Source organism: Chryseobacterium sp. JJR-5R, from assembly GCF_034047335.1.
In the GTDB taxonomy this organism is placed as follows: domain Bacteria; phylum Bacteroidota; class Bacteroidia; order Flavobacteriales; family Weeksellaceae; genus Chryseobacterium.
On record NZ_CP139137.1, the window covers coordinates 3,675,188 to 3,696,676 of the forward strand.

Sequence of the window (21,489 nt, forward strand, 5' to 3'; positions counted from 1 at the left end):
TCATGTATTGAGACTGCAAATTTACACAAATTTCTCAATTGAAAAAATCCTGGGCAGACCTTTTCCTCAAAATATAAATTATCACTCTGGTTATGAATGACATAGAATCAGATTACAGCCTGATATTGAATTAATTTTTCATTTAAAAAATCCGCTGCCCCGCTTTTGTCGTACATATTACAAACCATTTAAAATAATATTATGAGAAAACTATTACACATTTGCTCGGTACTGTTCAGCGCGGCCGTTTTATTTTCCTGTGATGATTCTGATGACATGATGTCTATGGAAAATGAAGTTAAAGGCCCGGACCTTATGGTATACGGGATCACAGCCGGTAATGAACTGGTATCTTTCAATTCCAATAATCCCAAGGCGTTCATTTCTAAAACAGCAGTTTCAGGCGTGGCTTCAGGAGAAAAATTATTAAGTATTGATTTCAGGCCCGCCACCGGAGAACTTTACGCACTTTCCAATGCCAGCAAGCTTTATGTCATCAATACCTCCAATGCATCTGCCAGAACGGTAAACACCACTGCATTTGCACCGGCGGTTTCAGGAACCATCGCTTCCATAGATTTCAACCCTACGGTTGACAGGATCCGGCTGGTAAGCAATACAGGGCAGAACCTGAGATTAAATCCTGAAACGGGAGCCGTAGCTGCTATGGATTCCAACATCAACGGAGGTGGAAGCCCTACCATTACCGGAGTAGCGTATACCAACAGCAGATCCGGAGCTTCTTCTACCGTTTTATATGACATTGATGCCGCTTCAGGTAAGCTGTTCAAGCAGGATCCGCCCAATGCAGGGACACTGGTAGAGGTAGGAAGCCTGGGTACTACTTTTACAGGGCAGGCAGCTTTCGATATCAAATATGACAACAGCGCAGCACTGGTAGCGGTAAACAATAAACTGCATATGATTGACCTTAACAACGGAAAAGCGACCAATATCGGGATGCTTCAGCAGACAGTTATTGATCTTGCCATTCCTACGGAACCGGTAGCATATGCGGTAGACAATTCCAACAACCTTCAGATTTTCAATCCCAATAATCCGATGCCGGTTTCAAAATCCATTGCCGGATTACAGACCGGTGAAAATATTTTAGGTATAGACTTCCGTCCTGCAAACGGTCAGCTGTATGCACTGGGAAGCTCCAGCAGGATGTATACCATTAACCTGGGAACAGGGGCTGCAACAGCAGTCGGTACCTCATCGTTATCCACTTTACTAGTGGGAGCGGATTTCGGATTTGATTTCAATCCTACGGTTGATAAAATACGGGTAGTAAGCAATACAGGGCAAAACCTCCGCCTTGATCCGGTAACCGGAGCGGTTACGCCAGATGGCGCCATCAATCCTTTGGGAGCTACGTTAAGCGCTGCAGCCTACACCAATAATATGGCCGGAGCGACTTCAACTACTTTATTTGTTATCGATCATAATACAGATAAACTTTATCAGCAGACGCCTCCGAATAACGGGACACTGGTAGAAACAGGTTCACTGGGAGTCAATATTTCCAATTCCAACGGGTTTGATATCGGAAGCATGAGCCAGAAAGCGTACCTGATGGCTACTGTAGGAACCTCAACAAAAATCTACAGCATTAATACCACTACCGGAGCCGCTACTTCCGTAGCAGATTTCCCGAATGCGGTAAAAGCTTTTGCTTTAGGACTAGGATTCTAAACTCATCATATTATTTCAATAGCAGAAGCCCGGGGATTTATTTCCGGGCTTCTTATTTTCTGCCTGCTCAGTGTAATAAAAGAATTATGAGATCTGCTGCGATTTTTTTGTCCGGTTAAAAATCCAGAAGATAACCGGGAAGATCAGCAGGGTCAGCACAGTGGCGGTAACCAGCCCGCCGATAATAACAATGGCCAGCGGCTTCTGCGATTCTGATCCGATGCCTGTTGATAATGCGGCCGGTAACAGCCCGATAGAAGCCATTAAAGCCGTCATGATAACAGGCCGTGTTCTTGATTTCACCCCATTGAAAACAGCTTCTTCCAGAGCTGCCCCATCCCGGACATTCTGATGGAATTCCGTGATCAGGATTACCCCGTTCTGGATACAGATCCCGAGAAGCGCGATCATTCCCACACCGGCTGAAATCCCGAAATTAAGCCCGGTGAGATGCAGGGCAATGATCCCCCCGATCAGTGCAAACGGCACATTGGCCAATACCAGAAGCGCATCTTTCATGTTCCCGAAAAGGATAAATAAAAGGAAAAAAATTCCCAACATACTGACCGGAACTACCTCAGCCAGCCTTTTGGAAGCCCTCTGCTGGTTTTCAAACTGGCCGGTCCAGCCTACGGAATACCCGTCGGGAAGGTCAATTTTAGCCACTGACTGCTGGGCATCTGCAATTGTTCCCCCCAGATCACGGTCACGGATCGAGAACTTTACCCCGATATACCTTTTGATATCATCCCGGTAAATAAATGCGGCTCCGTTGTCTTTTTCAATGGTACTGATTTCTTTTAAGGGTATTTTTGCACCATCCTGTGTAGGGACCATTAAGGCGGCAATATCATTTTCATCTTTTCTGTAGTCCTGCGCATAGCGGAGGCGGATCGGGAACTTCCTCTCCCCGTCAAACATCTCCGAAGCAGTTTTTCCTCCGAATGCCATTTCCAGGACCGACTGTGCATCATCCGGCATCACCCCGTACGCTGCCATTTTATCCCGGTCGAGCACCACGCTTACTTCCGGCTGCCCGATATTTTTAATGATTCCGGCATCTTTTACGCCCCTGATGCCTTTTACCTGTTTCATCACTGCTTCAGCCAGCCTGTCCAGGATCTGCAAATTATCACCGTATATTTTAATCCCGTTTTCCGCTTTAAAACCGGCCACAGCTTCGGCTACGTTGTCGGAAATCGGTTGGGAATAATTAAATGTGATCCCCTGATATGCCCTCAGCTTTTTATCAATCCCTTCGATCAGTTCATCATACGTGATCTTCCGTTTCCAGTCTTCTTTAGGCTGGAGGTTCACTGCAAACTGTACAAACCCGAAACCGTTCGGGTCGGTTCCGTCGTTGCTTCTTCCGGTCTGCGCCAGTACATCGGTTACTTCAGGGAAGCTCATGATGTCTTTCTTTAAGAGATCTGCGGTTTTCAGGGATTCCTTTAAAGAGGAACTCATCGGCATTTCTGCAGTAATCCAGAGCGAACCTTCATTCAGCTGCGGCAGGAACTCCGTCCCTAAGAATTTACCTGAAACCAAAGTCACCACCATAAATGAAACGGCAATAATCAGGCTCATTTTTTTATGCCTGAAAGTATAACCGAAGCCTTTTAAGACCATTTTGTCCCAGAAGTTTACAAAGGGATTGTTTTTTTCCTTTACGTTTTTATTTAAAAGGATATGTGAAAGGACAGGTACTAAAGTCAACGTAAAAATCAGCGCACCTATCAATGCAAACCCCAGGGTAAACGCCAGCGGCGAGAACATCTTGCCCTCTACTTTCTGGAATGAGAAGATCGGGACCAATGAAGTAATGATGATCAGCTTGGAAAAGAAGATGGCTTTCCCCAGGCCGGTCCCTGTCTTTTTGATCCAGCCGGCTTTTGCCATTTTATTGAATTTTTCCTGTCCGTATTTAACTGCTTTATGGTCGAGCATTACAAAAAGGCCTTCGACCATGACGACGGCTCCGTCGATGATAATCCCAAAATCCACCGCGCCCAGAGAAAGCAAATTGGCGCTCATCCCTGCCATTTTCAAACATAAAAAGGCAAATAGTAAGGACAGCGGGATGATGATGGAGACGATCAGGGTCGTCCGCCAGTCGGCCATGAAAATCAACACGATTACGGTTACCAGGATGATCCCTTCAAACAGGTTATGCATTACGGTTTCCGTGGTAAAATCCATCAGGTTATCACGGTCATAGAAGGTTACCATTTTAACATCTTTCGGAAGTATTTTTTCATTGAGTTCTTTGATCTTAGCTTTTACACCCACCAGCACCTCCCGGGGATTTTCGCCTTTTCTCATCACCACGATCCCTTCTACCGTATCTTCCCGGCCGTTCAGCCCGGCCTGTCCTACCCTGGGCATCGAGCTTTCATGAACTTGTGCCACACTCTTAACCAGCACAGGGTTTCCGCTGTCATTCTGTATCGTGATATTCCCGATATCCGAAACTGATTTTACCAGTCCGATTCCCCTTACCACATAGGCCTGCCCGTTCTTTTCGATCACATCTCCGCCGACGTTCAGATTGCTTTTCGTTACGGCTTCATATACCTGAAGCGGTGTAAGGTTATATTTATCCAAAGCGCGCGGGTCAATGCTTAATTCAAACACTTTGTCGCGGCCTCCGAAGACATTGATATCCGCAACCCCGGGAACGCCTCTTAAAGCACGGTCGATAACCCAGTTCTGCAATGTCAGTAAATCACGGGAGTCTTTGGTTTTGCTTTGTAAGGTGTACCGGAAAATCTCACCCGTAGGTCCGTAGGGTGGCTGTACTTCAGGGTCTACCTCATCAGGAAGGCTAATGGTTCGTAACTGGTTATTGACCTGATTTCTGGCAAACGTATCATCCACCCCATCGTCAAAAAGAATTTTCACAATGGAAAGCCCGAACATCGTCGTGCTCCTCACACTGGTTTTCTTCTGAACCGGACTCATGGCCAACTCGACGGGCGTGGTGACAAAACGCTCTACTTCTTCCGCGCTCCGCCCGTTCCATTGGGTAATAATAACAATCTGGGTATTGGTGACATCGGGAAAGGCCTCAATAGGCATATTTTTGAAGCTTATGCACCCTGCAACCGCTAACACGGCTACCCAGATAAAAGTAAAGGCCTTGTTTTTTAATGAAAAAGCAATGATTTTTTTTATGAATTTATTCATTGTAGAATCAGACGTTAGACATCAGATATAAGACTAATACCTGAATGTTTGATAGTTTAAAATTAATTTTAGCTGTTCAATGAACGGTAGATCAGCAGCTGGTTGTTGGTAATGATTTCCTCTCCTTCAGACAGGCCTTCGGAAACATAGGTAATATCGCCGGCCTGTTTCAGTACTTTTATTTCTTTTACTTTGATATCCGTCCGGGATTTATAGGTTATTACGAAGCTCCTGTTATCATCAAAGATCACGGCTTTTGACGGAACGGCCAGTGCCGTGGTATTTTCCGAACGGGTTACTTTAATGGTAGCCTTGCTGTCCGGGATCAGCAGGCCGTTCCGGTTATCCAGCACTACCCTGGCCTGCATGGCATTGGTTTCGGGATCGATAATCTTAAAGATTTTATCAATTTTCCCGTCAAAAACCTTATCCGGGTAAGATAGCGTGGATACCTGTGCCCTCATTCCAAGGCTGATTTTATCAATATCGGATTCGTTTACATTCATGATCGCCCACACATTGGTGGTATTGGCCACATCAAAGATATTTTCGCTCCTGTCATTCCGCAGCTGCATGTCTTTATTAATATTTTTCTGAACAATGTAGCCGCTGATCGGTGCAATCACACTGTAAATATTCCCTTTTTTCACATTATAGACGGTGCTTACCGCACCTGCCCGCTGCATCTGGTCCTGTGCTTTCTGCACCTGGCTCCTGGCTTCCAGTACATCCCTTTCGGTATTCAGTTTTCCTTCATACATTTCTTTGGCCACACGAAGGTTGTTCTGCGCTACCAGAAGGTCGGTTTTTGCATCGCTTACATCTTTCTGCAGTTCAGCTAATTCCGTACTCCTGATCGTTGCCAGCACCTGCCCTTTTCTCACATGGTCCCCAAGTTCCACATTAACGCTCAGGACATTCCCCCCCACCAGCGGATACACATCGATATAGCTGTTTTTATCCGCTGAAATCTTTCCGTAAAAACTGTACTCATCTTCTATATTCTTTTTCTCGACTTTTGCCAGGTCAATAGACTTAAGCATAGTATTGCTGAGCTCAAAACCTTTTTTGGCCTGTGGTTTTATATCTTCCTCTTTTTTGGAACAGGATAAAACAGACAAAGTAATGAGTACAGGAATTATATATTTTTTCATAACTAATAGAAGATTTTTGTTTGTACGAGTTGATTCAATTGTTCCGCCGACTGCATGATCCCGTTTTTCATATCATAGATCTGCAATGCCGTTTCTCTGTAGCTGTCCATAAAATCTGCAAATTCAATCAGGCTGATGTTGCCTTTCCTGAAATTGTTCAGCATTCCGTTATAGACCTGTTCCATATTTTCAAGGTCGGCAGACGTGATCCTGGACAGCTGTTCATGCTGCACTTTCCAGGTTCTGTAAACGGCCTGCACGCGGGTTTCAAGATCCAGTTTCCGGAAATCTGCGCTTTTCTGGCTCTGCCGGATGGCAAAACCGGCTTTTTCAATATTTCCTTTATTGGATTTCCACAAAGGCAGCGGGATCCCTACCATCAGGTTGACTTCATTTTTGAAAGTCCCGCTGTTCTGGTCCCACCCTGCCCCGACATTCAGGTCGGGCACATTCAGGGATTTCTGCCATTGGGCATAGAGCTTACTGTTATCGATCAGCTTTAAGTAGTACTGATAATCCGCATTATTTTCCAGGGCTTTTTTCTGAAGCTCCGTTTCGTCTCCGAAAGGCTGTGCAGCAAGCATATCTTTAACTTCAGCTTCGGAAAAATACGGCTGGATGCCTTCCGTAATGCCGGTTAAAACTTTAAGGCCCTGTTCAAATTCAAGGATGTTTTTGCTGATTTCGGTTTTGTCATTATTCAGCTGGATGACCATGCTCTGCAGCCTTACTTCTTCTTTGAGGGAAACATTACCTTTCGCAGACTGTACTTTATAAGCCGACAGAAGATCATTCATATAATCTAGCTGCCTGTTGGTATGGTCCAGCTTCAGGTTTTCGTAGTAGAGATGGTAATAGCCGGCATGAAGCTGTGTTTTAAGATCTGCCAGAAGCTGTGAAAACTGGAGCTGCGCCAGTTCCTTATTCGATTTTGCAAAAGCAATCTCGTTTTTCTTTTTGCCGCCCATGTAGATCAGCTGGGTAATTTCCGCTCCTTTTGCCTGGCCTATGTCAAATGCTTTTCTATCTTGCGGGTTGTAGGCATTGATGTACCCGCTGGCCTGCGGAAGTTCCCAGATCTTAGCCTGCAGGATATCGGCATCCGCCATATTGATGTTATATCGTTCAGCAAGCAGCTGGAAATTGTTCTTCAGGAAAGCTTCCTCGCATTCCGAGAGAGACATCCGCTGTTGTGCCGTGATAAATGATGACATGACAATAAACAGCCCTGCAATTTTGTTCATTTTTCTGATTTGCTACAAAAATGCCCTTACAGGATTAAAATGCTCTTAAAGAATGCTTAAAAAAAAATTAAATTAGGCTTAAGTGGATTTTGAAAAAGAACCTGAATATTTGTAAACCATTGATTTTAAGGTGTTTTTATAGTGATCTTAAAAATGATTTGTACAGATTTTTTATATCCATACAGTATCATAATGGATAATCAAACAATGATAACCATACAATATCTATGAAAATCCCGGAGCCTTTTGAAGAATTATAGCTTTACATTTTTGTAGCAAATTCAGCAGGTTTTTTTTATGGGTATCCGGATCTGTGCAATCACATTGATCTGCGAGAGATTACACTTTCAATTAAATTTAAACAGGCTCTTAGGGATTTTAAAATGGATAGAGAATATTGATTCTGAATACATTTACATTTACTTATTAAAAACGACACTGAATTTATTCAACAGGTCTGCCGGGGAAGTATAGCTGATCCCGGCACCATGGTATTCCAAAATCCTCTTGACAATCCGGAGACCGAGGCCGGACCCGGAAATATTCTGTGAATTTATCCCTCGTTGGAAGGCTTCAAACAACCGGGGCTGCTCTTCTTCTGAAATAGTAGCCCCGCGGGACATGACATCAACGATAAGCTGTTCATCCGTTTCGGTAATCAGTACGTCCACTTCTGTATTTTCGGAATATACGGCCGCATTTTTAAACAGGTTGATGAATACAATACCGAGCAGAGACTGGATGCCTTTAAGGGTAAGCAGTGCATTTTCAGAAGTATTTTCGGAAATCAGGAAATCCATTTTAAGGTTGGGGTAACTCTTTTCAACGGCTTCAAAAGATTCAAAAATCACTTCGTCAATTCTTACTTCTTCATAAATACTCTGGATATTTTCCTTATCGAATTTTGTTAACAGCAACAGAGAATTGGTGAGGTCGGAAAGCTGGTATACATCTTTCTGAATCTGTTTTAAAGAAGACAGGGTTTCCGGGGCATGCTGCCCGAATTTAATCAGGTTTTCCAGCTGGAAAGCCATCCGGGTAATCGGCGTCCTGATTTCATGTGAGGCACTTGCGGTAAAATCCCGCTGTGACTGGAAGACGTCGTCCAGCCTTGCAATCATCGTGTTGAACGACTGGGCAAGAACATTGATTTCGTCATTCGACTGCCGGACCGGGATCTGCGTGGTGAGCCTGTGCGCCGTTACTTCTGAAATTTCCTGATTCAGTTCTTCCAGCGGACGAAGGAACTGCCCCATGAAATAATAGCTGAAAAATCCGATCAGCAGCGTGCTCATCACATAGGCAGTCACCAACAGGTATTTCAGGTACTCCAGTTTAGATTTCCCGTTGGTATCGAATGCACTGGTCAGGATATAGTAATTTTCCCCGTTAATCTTTCGGAAGGCGGCATAAATTTCGGGGACTGTCTTTTCGGAGTAAATAACTTTCTTACCGTCAAGCTCCTTCAGCAGGGCATTGTCCCAGGTTACATTCCGGTCTTTGATAGTGCTGTAAATCAACTCTTTCCGGCCGTTGAAAATCAGGATCGTTTCGTTAAGCAGGATATTGTCTGAATTTTCATTGAAAAATACAGGTGCTTCTTCTTCAAAATCTTTCGACTTGGCAATAAAATGGGACGTAAACTCCAGCCGCTGCCTGAAGCGTTCCTTAAATTCATCCCTCCTGAAATCATTAAAGGACATATAAATGACAACCATTACAATACCGAAAAGCAGTGAAAAGGCAATACTGAGATTGAGCGCGATCTTTCTTTTTAAAGACATCTTCTATAACGGGCTTAAATAATATCCGAATCCGGAGCGGGTATGAATGAGCTTCACTTTAAAATCCTTGTCCACTTTTTTCCTCAGAAAGTTAATGTATACTTCTACGGTATTGGTGTTGGTATTGAAATTATGCTCCCAGACATGCTCGGTGATCTGCTGCTTGGAAACCGTCCTCCCCTGCGCTTCCGCAAGGTATACCAGCAGTTGGAATTCTTTTAGTGTCAGTGTGATTTCATTTCCGCCGCGGTACACTTTCTGTTCGGTCTTATTGATGATCAGATCATCGACCCGGATGATCTCCTGGTCATTGTTTTCCGAAGGGGCTTTCCTCCGCAGCAGGGAATTCATGCGCAGCAAAAGCTCTTCAAACTGAAAAGGCTTTACCAGGTAATCATCGGCAAGCCTGGTGAAGGCATCTTTTTTATCCGAAAGGTCTCCGTAGGCCGAAATGATAATAATCGGGGTATTTTTATCGAAAGAACGGATGGTCTGGCAGACATCCAGCCCGTTGATCTTGGGAACATTGATGTCCAGAAGGTAAAAATCATAGGTATTGTTCTTGATCTGGCGCAGAAAGGTTTCCCCGTCATAGATTTTATCACACGTAAAATGATTGGATTCTAAAAATTTGCAGAGTTCCGCCGACAGGATCAGGTCGTCTTCCAGTAAAAGGATATTCATCAATATTTATTTTATACGAATGTAAAGAAAATTTTTACGGAACGAAAGAAACGGAAAGATGATACCTGTACTTTAATTAAATTTTAAGTTAATCTGCTCCGGCTGAAAATACACAATTTTACACCACCATTGTTCAAAATAAAAATTTCATCGCATAAGGGATTCCCGTAATCTTTTAAGAAAAAAAGAGATCAAATTTACAGTATAGAAACTGATGCAACAGGGAGATTCAGAAAGAAAGGAAGATTGCAAAAAATAAAAGAAATATTTAACCTGAGCTTAGGAAAAGTTCCTGCTTACTGATTAAATCAGTAAATCAGCATTGCTATTATTTTTAATACATCACCTTGATGGGGATCATGCGGAGCTTCTACTGCTGTAGCCTGTGCAGTCATATCGTCGATAACCTAAAAACTACTCATATGATACTCATGGAAAATCCTGTCATCTTACTTATCGCATTTTTGGTATTCATCATATTGAATATCTATACGATAAGAGACATTGTGAAAAACAAAAGTTTAAACAAACGGCAAAAGAACAATTATATCTGGCTGCAGTTCGGATTACCGCTCTTCGGCCCTATCATTTATTTTTCAGAAAAGAAAAACCATACTGCTCAGACAAAGTAATATTTTGAGAACTGCAGCAAGTATCTTTTAAGGTGCTGCTGTATCGAAATAACTGGGTGGAATGAATAAAACCTGACTAAATAGTGTAACCTTGTTCTGGATTTTATCTGGTTGAGCTATGGTTCATATCCATTACTTCTCACGGGATTCCTGAACTCCTTTTTTAACTGAATATTTTATGAGACGGTACAGGCCATAAACGGCTGCAAAAAAGAAGGGAATAATTGCCAGGCAAGCTATTATGATATGCTGATAAGATATTGATAACATGGTATCTGATATTTTAGTTATTATTACGCAATATACAAATTATTGCCTTTTTAAACAGGCATATTAATTATGATATTACAATTGATAAGCAGATCCGTAACGAAATGTAAATATTTCGCGATTTATGATACAGGTATTTTAAGGATAGTATATTTATATTGATTAACGATCTTCATTTTTGAACTTACATCAGATCCCTCTGTACCGGAGGGTTTTTATTTCATATAAAATGAAACAGCAAGACCTAAAAGCTGCCGAGTACTGAAGGTTTAAATAATGCACAACCGGTTGACGGAACTTCAATATTATAAAATAATTATCCGGGACAGGTTCATAAAAAATAATAGCCCAAAAAGAGCGGAAAAATTTAAATTCAAGGCAAAAAAAAATCCCGAAGAATTTCGGGATGATACTGAGAGCCAACTACGGGACTTGAACCCGTGACCTCTTCCTTACCAAGGAAGCACTCTACCGCTGAGCTAAGTCGGCATCAAGCAAAAAAATCACACCGTGCAGTATGATTTTTTCTGAGCGGAAGACGGGGGTCGAACCCGCGACATTCAGCTTGGAAGGCTGACGCTCTACCAACTGAGCTACTTCCGCAATTTTGTTTCCAAAATTATTGGTAACGCTGTGCAAATTTAAGAAAAATCCTTTAGCCTTGCAACTTTTTATCTAATATAAAATGTGGGGAGAGCAGGATTCGAACCTACGAAGCCGAAGCAACTGAGTTACAGTCAGTCCCATTTAGCCACTCTGGAATCTCCCCAGATATTTTATATTAAAATGAGCCTCCAGAGGGATTCGAACCCACGACCCCGAGATTACAAATCACGTGCTCTGGCCAGCTGAGCTATGGAGGCATTTTAATAATTATAACCGACTGGATGCTGTGAGAAAATCTACTCTACACCATTTCAGTAGTAAAAAAAACACCCTGTTAAAGTGTGATTATCTGAGCGGAAGACGGGGGTCGAACCCGCGACATTCAGCTTGGAAGGCTGACGCTCTACCAACTGAGCTACTTCCGCAATTTTGTTTCCAAAATTATTGGTAACGCTGTGCAAACTTAAGAAAAATCCTTTAGCCATGCAACTTTTTATCTAATATAAAATGTGGGGAGAGCAGGATTCGAACCTACGAAGCCGAAGCAACTGAGTTACAGTCAGTCCCATTTAGCCACTCTGGAATCTCCCCAGATATTTTATATTAAATGAGCCTCCAGAGGGATTCGAACCCACGACCCCGAGATTACAAATCACGTGCTCTGGCCAGCTGAGCTATGGAGGCAAATAAAAAAGAATTCAAAAGATCGCGGTTCCTTTTTGCGAGTGCAAATATAGAACGGATTTTTTGAATTCTCAAATTTTTTATTAACTTTTTTGGCTTTTTTTATTAAGCCAATTCTTTTTTCTTGATTAATAGCTTTTTAGCGGTATCAACACAAAGGTCCAAACTTTCTTCAAAAGTAGCAGAGGTCTTTTTCACCACAATATCTTCACCGGGAACCACCAGGATAATCTCGGTAGTCTTGTTGTTCCGGTCTGTATTATTTTCTACTTTAAGGAACACTTTGCAGTCCTGGATTTTGTCATAAAACGTTTCCAGCTTGCTTACTTTTTTCTCAATGTGCGATTCTAGTGGTTCGTGTGGAGTTAAACCAATTGACTGTACTGTGATCTTCATAACTCTTCATTTTTTGAGGCCCTTGGATGGGCCTGATTAAATACTTTTTTCAATTGTTCTATATTGGCATTGGTATACACCTGGGTACTCGCCAGGCTGGAATGCCCTAATATTTTCTTTACCTTGGAGATCTCCGCCCCGTTATCCAGGACATGCGTTGCAAAACTGTGCCTGAGGATGTGGGGGCTTCTTTTTTCCTTTGTCGTAACCATACTAAGATACTTATTCACGACCAGGTAAACAAATTTTTCGGTGAGTTTTTTACCTTTTTTGTTCACAAAGAAGAACGCTTCATGTTCCGGCTCCGGCTTCCTTATTCCGGTATATTCTCTTAGCAGGCCAGATAAATCAGCAGCGATGGGTATAATCCTCTGTTTATTGCCCTTCCCTGTTATTTTCAGTTCGTTTTCGCTTAAATTAACACTTCCAAACATCATACCACAAAGCTCTGCCTTACGGATCCCGGTCTGGTAAAGTACTTCCATGATGCATTTTTCCAGCACATCGGTCACCTGGCTGAATACGGAATCGCTTAACCGCTGCATCTCCTCTTCAGACATCGGGATCTGCTTTTCGGCATAAAACTTAAGGGACTGGATGGCATCGGCCGGGGAAACACGGATCTCCCCTATTTTCAGCAGGAACAGGTAAAAGCTGCGGAGCGAGGACAGCTTCCTGTTGATGCTCCGTTTTGCTATATTGTTTTCGCTGAGGTCTACGATGAAATTGCGGATGACTTTTTTGTCGGCTTTGGAGATGTCTGCCGTAGCTTCCGTCTTCAGGCAGAACTGCGCAAAGTCTTCCAGGTCTTTTTTATAGCTGGTTACGGTATGGGGTGAGCACCGCTTCTCGAACTGCAGGTATTCTAAAAATTTATCAACCATAATGAAGGGTATGAAAACAAAAATTCACTCTTCAAATATAACTATTTAAAGAGTGAATTTATATGTGGGTTAAGAAAATTCTTAAGCCTGCTCTTCCTTGCTCAGGTTTCTTTGCTTGTGAGCTGCCTTTAGTCTGGCTTGTCTCAACGTTACAGAAGGCTTAATAAACGCTTGTCTGGATCTTAACTGACGAACCGTTCCCGTTTTATCAAATTTTCTTTTGTATTTTTTTAATGCTCTGTCGATGGATTCACCATCTTTTACTGGAATTATTAACATACTTTACATCTCATTTTGGATGGCAAAAATACACATTTTTACTTAAAACACAAATATTTATTGCATAAAAATGATTTCAGTCTTCGCTTAGGAACAGGAATATTTTAAAATACCCCAACCTGAATATAGGTTATCGGCAGCTATCAATAATAATAAACCCGTCAGCAATACACATCCGCACCTGCTGCCGGTAACGGCCCTGCATTGTGAGGAATACAGGCACCTGGCATCTTCAGTGTTTTTTTCCAACAATTAAATTGGGATACAGATAAAAAATTATCCTGATCCAGACTGCATAAATCCATTGCCATGAAGCGGTTTATTTAAAAGTGCACAATGATAGCAAGGATATTCAAACAAAATCCGTATCTTTGTTTTCACTTAATTCATGGGGTTGACTGGTTTCGACAGCAAGGTCAATGGGTAAGTAAGCATGCAGAGAACCGTAGCGCGATCTCTTAAATCCCTTGCTACAAAATTTTAACTGGCAACGAAGAGTTCGCTCTTGCAGCTTAATATCGAAGTATAGTAGATCAAGCGTTTTCCCGAAGATTTCAGTAGGGAAGCAAGATGTCCCGCAAATGCCCCGTTCTGCGGCGTTTGATTCCGGGATATAGGAATGCAGGAATAAGTCCCGTTTTGCTTCGCAACGGGATCGAAAATCTCAGAAGATAAGCTGGAAGTTGAGCGTCTGCTCTCTGCCTCCAGTCGAAAACCAACAGCAGGCTAAGCATGTAGAAATCTTATGTATTGCTTGTTTGGACGAGGGTTCGAATCCCTCCAACTCCACTGATCAAAAAAAAGAGAAAACGTTTTGTTTTCTCTTTTTTGTTTTTAGAATTCTTTTATCTGTTATATCCAGCTTATCTGTTGGCACGGGCATTTTGCTCATGATTCATTAAGACGGATCTGCTTTATTAGTTTCCTTGATGTTCGCGAGCGGGACGCTCGTGCCAGCAAGGGAAATAGAGAATTTGAAAAACCAAAACCTAAAAAATATTATTATGAAATATTTTGTTTACGCAATTGATCATACTTATACGGATGAGCTTAGTACTAGTACTAAGCTTTTAGGATTCTGTGATGGTATAGAAGGGCTTGAGAAAATAAAGCAGGAAGCATTAAAATTGTCGGGATTTAATAGATATCCTAATAGTTTTATCATTAATAAATACATTTTGGATAAAGTATATTGGAAAAATGGATTTGAAAATATTATAGGAGAAATTGGAAGAGATTATCTTTTGGAGGGAGATAATTTAATAGATGAAACTTATTTATCTATAAAAAATTTAGGTTTAGAATCAGTTTTTAGCGTTAGTCATAACTATACTATTGATAGGTATTTAGATGATGAAAGATTTATAGGTGTTTTTTCTTCAGAAGAAAAAGCTGAAAAGGCAATTGAAAAATTGAAAAAACAAAATGGATTTATTCTGCATCCTGATGATTTTGATCTAAGTGAGTTAGAAATAAATAATCTGCTATGGAAATCTGGATTTTAATTTGCATAACAATTGGGTTCTAATAAAAATTAGAGTAGTATGATACGTTATTTTTAGTCATAAATATGATAAGATCCAAAATCATAATATTATAATAAAAGTTGTTATACTGAGAGTTTTAAATAAACCAATCGGTGATAGCATTAGCGGTAGCAAAGTTTAAATTTAAACGTATCCACTGATATCAAAAAGAGAAAACGTTGTGTTTTCTCTTTTTTGTTTTTAGGATTTTTGTTCATTATTTTTATATGCTTTCACTGCTTACAATTTACTCAAATTAGATTATTACTCTTTAATATCTAAATAGCCATGAGGTGTAATAATATATAACAATTCTCCTGTTTCTGCATGAATTAAAACGGCCATACTTCTTTCTTCTATTCCCCAAATTTCTCCATAAGAAATGGCATAGTAATCTATTTTTTGTCCTTCATATTTTCCATGAGAAATAGGGTAATTCATTTCATCTTTTGAAGTAAATGCAATTTCGTTAATAGTATCAATACTTGAATATTTAATATTTCTATCCAAATAGCTTTTAATTTTATTATAGTCTTCTTCTTTTGCAATCATAATTATTAATTTTAAAAATTTCACTTGTCTTAATTTCTTTTCGAACAGTGTGTTTTTATTAATAATAGGAAATAAAGCCTCAACTCACTGAAAAACAATCTGATTTTTTAGCAGCTGTAGTGTACAGATTGTAATTAGCCTTGTTATTTAATCGTTTTTACGGATCTCAAAATTTCCTGAATTTGCTTTATCTGCTCCGGCGATAGATTTTTTTAGGAATCAAAATCGCAGATAAATTGTTTTGATAGATGAGAAACCAATTTTTCTTTTCAACGATCTTATAGATTTTCGGCCAGAGAATTTCCATGTAGAAGGATTCGCCTCTGATTTTTATCTCGTTTTCGGCCAAATCCATATCCAGCGTTTCCCTTAAATGATTGCTTGAGTAATAATTTCTTAGAATGGTAGTAAATATCACGACCGGCTGAATCACCGAAATTAAGAGTAAAGTAATATACTGATAAATTACAGGTTTCGGAAGATTCAAAATATGTAAGTGGTAAAGCGTAATCCAAAGCACCATTAACGATGCGAAACAAATAAGGAATATCATTATGGGCTTTGAATAGGTTAAACTGAATAATATTTTTAAATATTGCCGGATAGTCACTTTTGCTTTTGCCTTTAACTTCATTCTGTCGTTTCCTGAAAAGGGTTAGCTTTAAATATATGAATACTTTTGGTTATATCATTTTTTTAATCAATAATAAATTAATCATTCCTGCTATAAAATACTTCAAATATTTGAAGACTTCACCTCTACTTTAATAATTGATAGTTCTATAGTTAACATTAACCGTTACCATACTTTGATAACTTCCTGCTGATGCAAGCGCAACATTCATGACCCATAAGAAGAACCTGCTTTATTAGTTCTGTTAATTCCCGAGATATAGGAATGCAGGAATAATCTTGTTTTGCTTCATAACGGGATCGAAAACTTAGAAGTTAAGCTGGAAGTTCGATGCCTGCGCTCTGCCTCCAGCCGAAAACCAACAGCAGGATAAGCAGGTAGAAATCTTATGCATGGCGTGTTTGAACGAGGATTCGAATCCCTCCAACCCCAATCACAAAAAGAGAAAAATGTTACATTTTCTCTTTTTTGTTTTTTAGAATTCTTTCAGCTATTATATTCAGCTTATCTGCCGGCGCGAACATTCTGCTAGTGACTGATCAATACGGACCTGCTTCATTAGTTTATTTTTTATTTGTCTTGATGTGCACGAGCGGGACGCTCGCGCCAGCGAGGGCAATTTATAGCTGCAGTAATATAATTGGCAGCGGAACCGGCAGGAGCTCTCTAAACAGTCTATCGTGTAAATATCTAATTTTTTAAATTAATAAAATTGTTATTTTTTTTATTTTTTCTCCTATAATATTCTTTCATTTTATTTTTGAATTCTTCATTACTTAAACCGTCTTCAGTAGAAGTGATTTCTATATTCATCAATTCTTTTTGAGAATTATTTCTATAGTCACTTAATAATTTTCTATACTTTACTTCACTAATAATAATGGACTTTTGTGGAAAAATAATTAATTCCTTTTGAAGAGGCTCTATTGCTATTAAATTAAAAATATGTGTACCGGTTATATCAGATGCTTTTATTATTAAGCCTGGAAGCTTATTAAATTTATACGGCCCATCTTGAAAAGGTAGATCTGTAGTAAACCAAACTTCCCATTTTCGTCCTTCAAAATGACATTCTGCCTGTTGAGCATTGAAATTAAGAATTTTATCCAATCTACTATTTATAGACCATTGAAAATTTGTTCTACCTTCAATTGAATAAATAAATTCAGATAAATTATTATACTCGATTAAAACGTCATCAGATGTATTTTTTAATATCCTGTAATCAAAATCTGAATAAACATAATTGTCTTTTATAAATAGTGTATCATTAGATTTATGTTTAATATTATAAAACAGGGATTTATTATTAATAAAATCTAAAAAATAGGTTTCTTTAATTTTATTCTCAATTTTTGTAGAATCTGGTGAGTACGAATATTCATAAGTAAATCTAAATGCATTTTGTGCATTCAGAAAATTTGCGAAAATCAAGAATATTACTTTGAAAAAATATCGTTGTTTCATAATAGTAAAATAGCTAGAGTTATACTCTAGCTATTATTATTGTTATTATTTATCTTTCACATTTTGGTCCAGTTTGAGTATAACTATAACATCCTCTACCGGTTTTAGGACAAGGTCCATCGCCGACAGACGTAATTACCATATCTTCACCCCAAAGAGTTCCAGTGTAATTCATATGACACTGTTTTGAAGTTTCATCTCCACCTCCATGGATAACTGATAAATCTTTTCTAGAAAGTTTTTGTAAATTTTTCATGATATATAATTTAAAATTAAGTGATAAATATAATAAATTAATTCACATGTATAATGATATATTTAACGAATATTTTTATGTAACATGTTTTTAATTAAAATGATATAAAAAATTCTTTCTCTTTTTTTCTGCAATAGGCTTATAAACGGCAGCTGATCTCCTTGAAAGACCCGCAGCAAGCTCTCCAAATAGTCTGCATTATCTCCTGAGCAGATCTGCACCGATAATAATTAACATTAACCAGAGACGATGACCAGCTGGGCAGATCTGCACTAGCGACAAATACCGTCACTTAATCCCTAGAGGAATCAACAGCGATATAATAATGGCCTATCACCTCTACGCCAGCCTTTTCGAATACTATCTTTTCCATCTGGAGCTCCTCTGCCTGGGCAGGCATTTCCTTAAAGAAACGCTGAACGAGCGATTCCTGAGACTGGAAGGTTTCCTGCCTGAAATCAGAACCCTGATGCTGAAAAAAACACGGACGGATTATTTTATCATTGATGCGCTCCTCAGTGCCAAAGAAGCGGATGCACAGGAAGAAGGCCTGCGCCTGAAGGCAGAGTTTAAGGAAGCCATTGCCGGGACAGCACAACAACTGCATCACCTCGTAAAAAGGACTTTCCGGGAAATGAAGAAAGCGGTGAAACATCCTGAGCCGCCTTTAAAGGTGATGATTGAAAATAAAGAAGCCTTTCCTTACCAGCCCGTGATTGACCTCCTGACCCGCCATTTCCGTATTGAAGAGATTTACCTCTTTCATCAGGAAGAAGTGTATGCTGTCGGGCATAAAACCCGGGTCCTGTACCTTCTCCTGATCAGCAACACCATCGGTAACGGCCATCTTTTTAACATGATGCAGATGACGCAGCAGCAGACCGAAGGAAGGTTTACCATTGTTCCGGTTGCCCACTCCAAATCATGGATACAGGAGCATCTTTGGGAATCCCAGGCATTCTTCCGGAAAGTAATGGCTCCGGAAAATGCAGTCTATACCGCAGATTTCCCGTCCGTAATCCATTGGCATCCGGAAACAAACCTGTACACCGACATAGAGATTTACTGCCAGCATTGCACCGCACTATACGAACAATATAAAGTACTGCGCTCCCGGACAGGATCTGACTCCCATGAAGGGCTGGGATTGATGTTAAGCGGATTCTTTTACAGGGCCTGTGCTGTGTTCATTTATATGCGCCTTCGGTACCGCCCCAATGAAATTGATATCCGCATCCTGTGGAAACTGTGTGAATATGCCGATCCCAAGGTGAAAGACCTGGGTTACCTCATCGGGAAGCTGCCGTTTGATTTCTTTGAGTTCCTGAACCCATCAAAAAACTTATATAAAAATGCGTTTTATCTTGATGAACAAACCCTCTGTGTATTTGATGAACTGATAAAGGATTTTTTAATTCTGTTAAATGACCGGTCTGAAAATTAATACAAACCTATCTGTTTACTTCATGTGTATGATATCTGTAATTTCTGCATTTTCAATGTCTCCTTCTCCATTCATTTGCTGTAGAACAATAAAAATAACCAATCTATATATCTCAGAACAGTTCATCTCAGCTTCTTATTAAATTACTCCCATTCAGTACCTTATACATACCTCATTATCAGTACGTGGCATAATGTTAGGGGATTATAAAGCCAACACCTAAAAAATTAAGTTATGTTTTACCATTCACAAAATCTTATCAACCCGATTGTACCGGACGAACCGGATCCGTCAGCAGCCAATGCTTTACAGGAAGGCCTGGGCGGCCAGTTCGGGGAAATGCGTACGATGATGCAGTACCTTTTCCAGAGTTTTAATTTCCGCGGCAAGGCTACGCCGTACCTGGATCTGATCCAGGGCGTAGGTGTTGAGGAAATCTCCCACGTAGAGCTCATTACCAAAACCATTTCCCAGTTGCTGGACGGTTCGCCAAGGTATCAGGGAGACAAATACGAAGCACCCAGCAAAGGCGGAGGCGTTGCCCTGGAGATGGCCAAGGAACAGCAAAATCCGCATCATTACATTGTAGGTGCCCAATCTGCGCTGCCGGTAGACGCTGCCGGAAACCCGTGGAGCGGCAGTTATGTGCACAACCATGGGAACCTGGTTCTCGACCTGATGGACAACCTGGTGGTAGAAGCTACCGGAAGGATCCAGAAGTGCCGGATTTACCAGATGAGCAGCAATAAGACCCTGCGCGCCACAGTTGCCTTCCTTATTGTCCGGGACAAGGCTCACCAGGCTGCTTTTGCAAAAGCGCTGGAAACCCTCGGTATAGACTGGGCCAAAGCCCTGCCGGTGCCGAAATTCGATTCTTCACAGTTCCCGGAAGTAAAAAGATTACTTGATTTAGGCCTTCACAGGGAACAGTACACTTTCCGGATGGACGGATCCATGATGGAAAAGATTTTCAGCGGCCCTTCACCTTTTAATGACGGTACAGAGCTTACGACGCTTAAAGAGCCCCGTGAATCTTACCCAATCCCACAGGCACCGGAACGTCCGGAAGAATTTGCTCCGGGTCTGGATGAAGAGATGCAGGCGTTAGCGGATGCGTTTACCGAGTTTAAGGAATCGGGAGGAAAAGTAAAGAAAAGCGTTGCCGTTAAAGGCAGCAAAAAGAAATAACCTTTTCCTTATTTATTCTGTTTAGTACGCATATTATGATTTAATATGTATATGATAAAAATGTCCATATAACCCATGTGTTTTATGGGCATTTTATGTACAGTTGTCAAGCGCGTGTAATAGCGATCACCCATATCAAACTGAGTTTCCGCTGATGTTAAAATTTGTCCTGGTTGAAGAATAAACAGGCTTGCCTTACAATCATTTTCCGGGATAAGTACGTTTTATGCCTTTCCTAATACATAATTGAAGAAGATCACGGACCATATAATGATTAAAGGGATGAAAACCAAGTCAGCCTTATTGTATTTTCCCGGATAGTTCATATGATGCTATTTAGCAATATCTTATAGTCCTTAATTTCTGAAGCCGTGCCTATCGTATTTATACCTAAGACCAGAATTGGTTATTTCTACGCTATGCCGGATCTCTTTTTCTGCGTTACTTTGAATTACAAAATAACCCATAAAACCATATACCATGGATCAGACAGACACCAACACAAACTCAAACTACAATGCAAATTCTTCGGGACAAATCCAATTAGGCGGCGGCGCCCAGTTCTGGGTGTATATTTCACCGCAAAACGAAACGGCCAAAATGATTACTCAATGGAGGGTAGCTTTTTCACAAGGAAACTGGAAAGACACGATCTCCAGTGAAAACCCGACTAAGCAGCTGCAGACCCCGAACCTTTCTGGTATCTTTGACATTAAAGTAGAACTGTTAAGCGGTTCTACCGGAACATGGCGCGAGATCCCAGCTCAGCAGGGAAGCAAAAACCAGATTGGCTGCAACTCCAACTGTGCTTCCATGGTAGGTATTGTTGCAGACAGCACCAACCCTGCTCCGGGCGCTATCAACGCTCATTTCTGGACTACATGGGATGCATTCTGCAAGTCAGGTGCAGAGTAATCTGAG

17 protein-coding genes, 7 tRNA genes and 1 other RNA gene are annotated in these 21,489 nt (G+C 40.7%); 6 read left to right on the forward strand and 19 right to left on the reverse strand.

The window, feature by feature from the left end; genetic code table 11:
• The first annotated feature begins 201 nt into the window (after positions 1 to 201).
• Positions 202 to 1,698 carry a DUF4394 domain-containing protein gene (locus tag SD427_RS16200; protein ID WP_320558829.1) on the forward strand — a complete coding sequence of 499 codons (1,497 nt, stop codon included), beginning with the start codon at positions 202 to 204 and terminating at the stop codon, positions 1,696 to 1,698.
• An 84-nt stretch (positions 1,699 to 1,782) separates the two neighbouring features.
• Here the strand turns inward: SD427_RS16200 and SD427_RS16205 are convergent, their stop codons facing one another.
• The 15 genes from SD427_RS16205 to rpsU all read right to left on the reverse strand — a co-directional run bounded on the left by SD427_RS16205 (position 1,783) and on the right by rpsU (position 13,501).
• The gene (locus SD427_RS16205; protein ID WP_320558830.1) at positions 1,783 to 4,884 is read right to left on the reverse strand and encodes a CusA/CzcA family heavy metal efflux RND transporter; all 3,102 of its coding nucleotides are present in this window, start codon (positions 4,882 to 4,884) and stop codon (positions 1,783 to 1,785) included.
• A gap of 68 nt (positions 4,885 to 4,952) precedes the next feature.
• Positions 4,953 to 6,038 carry an efflux RND transporter periplasmic adaptor subunit gene (locus tag SD427_RS16210; protein WP_320558831.1) on the reverse strand — a complete coding sequence of 362 codons (1,086 nt, stop codon included), beginning with the start codon at positions 6,036 to 6,038 and terminating at the stop codon, positions 4,953 to 4,955.
• A 2-nt stretch (positions 6,039 to 6,040) separates the two neighbouring features.
• A complete protein-coding gene (locus SD427_RS16215; RefSeq protein ID WP_320558832.1) occupies positions 6,041 to 7,282 on the reverse strand; it encodes a TolC family protein in 1,242 nt (413 codons plus the stop codon).
• Positions 7,283 to 7,701: 419 nt separating this feature from the next.
• Positions 7,702 to 9,066, reverse strand: a complete 1,365-nt coding sequence (locus SD427_RS16220) for an ATP-binding protein (protein WP_320558833.1) — start codon at positions 9,064 to 9,066, stop codon at positions 7,702 to 7,704.
• Between the two features lie 3 nt (positions 9,067 to 9,069).
• Positions 9,070 to 9,750 (reverse strand): response regulator transcription factor, encoded by a 681-nt coding sequence (locus SD427_RS16225; RefSeq protein ID WP_320558834.1) that lies wholly within the window; start codon positions 9,748 to 9,750, stop codon positions 9,070 to 9,072.
• 1,319 nt (positions 9,751 to 11,069) lie between these two features.
• Positions 11,070 to 11,141, reverse strand: a tRNA-Thr gene (locus SD427_RS16230).
• A 41-nt stretch (positions 11,142 to 11,182) separates the two neighbouring features.
• Positions 11,183 to 11,255 (reverse strand) — tRNA-Gly (locus SD427_RS16235).
• Positions 11,256 to 11,340: 85 nt separating this feature from the next.
• A tRNA-Tyr gene (locus SD427_RS16240) sits at positions 11,341 to 11,421 on the reverse strand.
• 20 nt (positions 11,422 to 11,441) lie between these two features.
• Positions 11,442 to 11,515, reverse strand: a tRNA-Thr gene (locus SD427_RS16245).
• A gap of 95 nt (positions 11,516 to 11,610) precedes the next feature.
• A tRNA-Gly gene (locus SD427_RS16250) sits at positions 11,611 to 11,683 on the reverse strand.
• Positions 11,684 to 11,768: 85 nt separating this feature from the next.
• Positions 11,769 to 11,849: transfer RNA gene (locus SD427_RS16255), tRNA-Tyr, on the reverse strand.
• Between the two features lie 19 nt (positions 11,850 to 11,868).
• A tRNA-Thr gene (locus SD427_RS16260) sits at positions 11,869 to 11,942 on the reverse strand.
• Positions 11,943 to 12,047: 105 nt separating this feature from the next.
• Positions 12,048 to 12,338, reverse strand: a complete 291-nt coding sequence (locus tag SD427_RS16265) for an HPF/RaiA family ribosome-associated protein (protein WP_320558835.1) — start codon at positions 12,336 to 12,338, stop codon at positions 12,048 to 12,050.
• Positions 12,335 to 13,222 (reverse strand): tyrosine-type recombinase/integrase, encoded by an 888-nt coding sequence (locus tag SD427_RS16270; protein WP_320558836.1) that lies wholly within the window; start codon positions 13,220 to 13,222, stop codon positions 12,335 to 12,337. Before SD427_RS16270 ends, SD427_RS16265 begins: the two co-directional genes overlap by 4 nt.
• Positions 13,223 to 13,303: 81 nt before the next feature.
• Complete coding sequence (rpsU, locus tag SD427_RS16275; RefSeq protein WP_062162413.1) at positions 13,304 to 13,501, reverse strand: 30S ribosomal protein S21; 198 nt, start codon at positions 13,499 to 13,501, stop codon at positions 13,304 to 13,306.
• 390 nt (positions 13,502 to 13,891) lie between these two features.
• On the opposite strand from rpsU, the gene ssrA reads away from it, so the two are divergent.
• Positions 13,892 to 14,293, forward strand: a transfer-messenger RNA (tmRNA) gene (gene ssrA / locus SD427_RS16280).
• A gap of 212 nt (positions 14,294 to 14,505) precedes the next feature.
• On the forward strand, positions 14,506 to 15,006 hold the full coding sequence (locus tag SD427_RS16285) for a hypothetical protein (protein ID WP_320558837.1): 501 nt from the start codon (positions 14,506 to 14,508) through the stop codon (positions 15,004 to 15,006).
• A gap of 285 nt (positions 15,007 to 15,291) precedes the next feature.
• Here SD427_RS16285 and SD427_RS16290 read toward each other — a convergent pair whose 3' ends face one another.
• The 4 genes from SD427_RS16290 to SD427_RS16300 all read right to left on the reverse strand — a co-directional run bounded on the left by SD427_RS16290 (position 15,292) and on the right by SD427_RS16300 (position 17,936).
• A complete protein-coding gene (locus SD427_RS16290; RefSeq protein ID WP_320558838.1) occupies positions 15,292 to 15,579 on the reverse strand; it encodes a hypothetical protein in 288 nt (95 codons plus the stop codon).
• A gap of 187 nt (positions 15,580 to 15,766) precedes the next feature.
• Positions 15,767 to 16,213, reverse strand: coding sequence for a YcxB family protein (locus SD427_RS19115; protein ID WP_414017694.1), 447 nt, complete (start codon positions 16,211 to 16,213; stop codon positions 15,767 to 15,769).
• Between the two features lie 690 nt (positions 16,214 to 16,903).
• A complete protein-coding gene (locus SD427_RS16295; protein ID WP_320558839.1) occupies positions 16,904 to 17,680 on the reverse strand; it encodes a GLPGLI family protein in 777 nt (258 codons plus the stop codon).
• 49 nt (positions 17,681 to 17,729) lie between these two features.
• Entirely contained in the window at positions 17,730 to 17,936 is a 207-nt protein-coding gene (locus SD427_RS16300) for a bacteriocin-like protein (protein ID WP_320558840.1), read from the reverse strand.
• Between the two features lie 325 nt (positions 17,937 to 18,261).
• On the opposite strand from SD427_RS16300, the gene SD427_RS16305 reads away from it, so the two are divergent.
• The 3 genes from SD427_RS16305 to SD427_RS16315 all read left to right on the forward strand — a co-directional run bounded on the left by SD427_RS16305 (position 18,262) and on the right by SD427_RS16315 (position 21,483).
• Positions 18,262 to 19,380, forward strand: coding sequence for a hypothetical protein (locus tag SD427_RS16305; protein WP_320558841.1), 1,119 nt, complete (start codon positions 18,262 to 18,264; stop codon positions 19,378 to 19,380).
• Between the two features lie 234 nt (positions 19,381 to 19,614).
• Positions 19,615 to 20,568: a manganese catalase family protein gene (locus SD427_RS16310; protein WP_320558842.1), complete on the forward strand. Its 954-nt coding sequence runs from the start codon at positions 19,615 to 19,617 to the stop codon at positions 20,566 to 20,568.
• A gap of 480 nt (positions 20,569 to 21,048) precedes the next feature.
• The gene (locus SD427_RS16315) at positions 21,049 to 21,483 is read left to right on the forward strand and encodes a hypothetical protein (RefSeq protein WP_320558843.1); all 435 of its coding nucleotides are present in this window, start codon (positions 21,049 to 21,051) and stop codon (positions 21,481 to 21,483) included.
• Positions 21,484 to 21,489 lie beyond the last annotated feature (6 nt).

What these genes read in the sequence shown, in the direction of transcription:
- SD427_RS16200 (WP_320558829.1), top strand. Translation starts at nt 202, where the DNA reads ATGAGAAAACTATTACACATTTGCTCGGTACTGTTCAGCGCGGCCGTT.
- SD427_RS16205 (WP_320558830.1), bottom strand. Translation starts at nt 4,884, where the DNA reads ATGAATAAATTCATAAAAAAAATCATTGCTTTTTCATTAAAAAACAAG.
- SD427_RS16210 (WP_320558831.1), bottom strand. Translation starts at nt 6,038, where the DNA reads ATGAAAAAATATATAATTCCTGTACTCATTACTTTGTCTGTTTTATCC.
- SD427_RS16215 (WP_320558832.1), bottom strand. Translation starts at nt 7,282, where the DNA reads ATGAACAAAATTGCAGGGCTGTTTATTGTCATGTCATCATTTATCACG.
- SD427_RS16220 (WP_320558833.1), bottom strand. Translation starts at nt 9,066, where the DNA reads ATGTCTTTAAAAAGAAAGATCGCGCTCAATCTCAGTATTGCCTTTTCA.
- SD427_RS16225 (WP_320558834.1), bottom strand. Translation starts at nt 9,750, where the DNA reads ATGAATATCCTTTTACTGGAAGACGACCTGATCCTGTCGGCGGAACTC.
- SD427_RS16265 (WP_320558835.1), bottom strand. Translation starts at nt 12,338, where the DNA reads ATGAAGATCACAGTACAGTCAATTGGTTTAACTCCACACGAACCACTA.
- SD427_RS16270 (WP_320558836.1), bottom strand. Translation starts at nt 13,222, where the DNA reads ATGGTTGATAAATTTTTAGAATACCTGCAGTTCGAGAAGCGGTGCTCA.
- rpsU (WP_062162413.1), bottom strand. Translation starts at nt 13,501, where the DNA reads ATGTTAATAATTCCAGTAAAAGATGGTGAATCCATCGACAGAGCATTA.
- SD427_RS16285 (WP_320558837.1), top strand. Translation starts at nt 14,506, where the DNA reads ATGAAATATTTTGTTTACGCAATTGATCATACTTATACGGATGAGCTT.
- SD427_RS16290 (WP_320558838.1), bottom strand. Translation starts at nt 15,579, where the DNA reads ATGATTGCAAAAGAAGAAGACTATAATAAAATTAAAAGCTATTTGGAT.
- SD427_RS19115 (WP_414017694.1), bottom strand. Translation starts at nt 16,213, where the DNA reads ATGAAGTTAAAGGCAAAAGCAAAAGTGACTATCCGGCAATATTTAAAA.
- SD427_RS16295 (WP_320558839.1), bottom strand. Translation starts at nt 17,680, where the DNA reads ATGAAACAACGATATTTTTTCAAAGTAATATTCTTGATTTTCGCAAAT.
- SD427_RS16300 (WP_320558840.1), bottom strand. Translation starts at nt 17,936, where the DNA reads ATGAAAAATTTACAAAAACTTTCTAGAAAAGATTTATCAGTTATCCAT.
- SD427_RS16305 (WP_320558841.1), top strand. Translation starts at nt 18,262, where the DNA reads ATGGCCTATCACCTCTACGCCAGCCTTTTCGAATACTATCTTTTCCAT.
- SD427_RS16310 (WP_320558842.1), top strand. Translation starts at nt 19,615, where the DNA reads ATGTTTTACCATTCACAAAATCTTATCAACCCGATTGTACCGGACGAA.
- SD427_RS16315 (WP_320558843.1), top strand. Translation starts at nt 21,049, where the DNA reads ATGGATCAGACAGACACCAACACAAACTCAAACTACAATGCAAATTCT.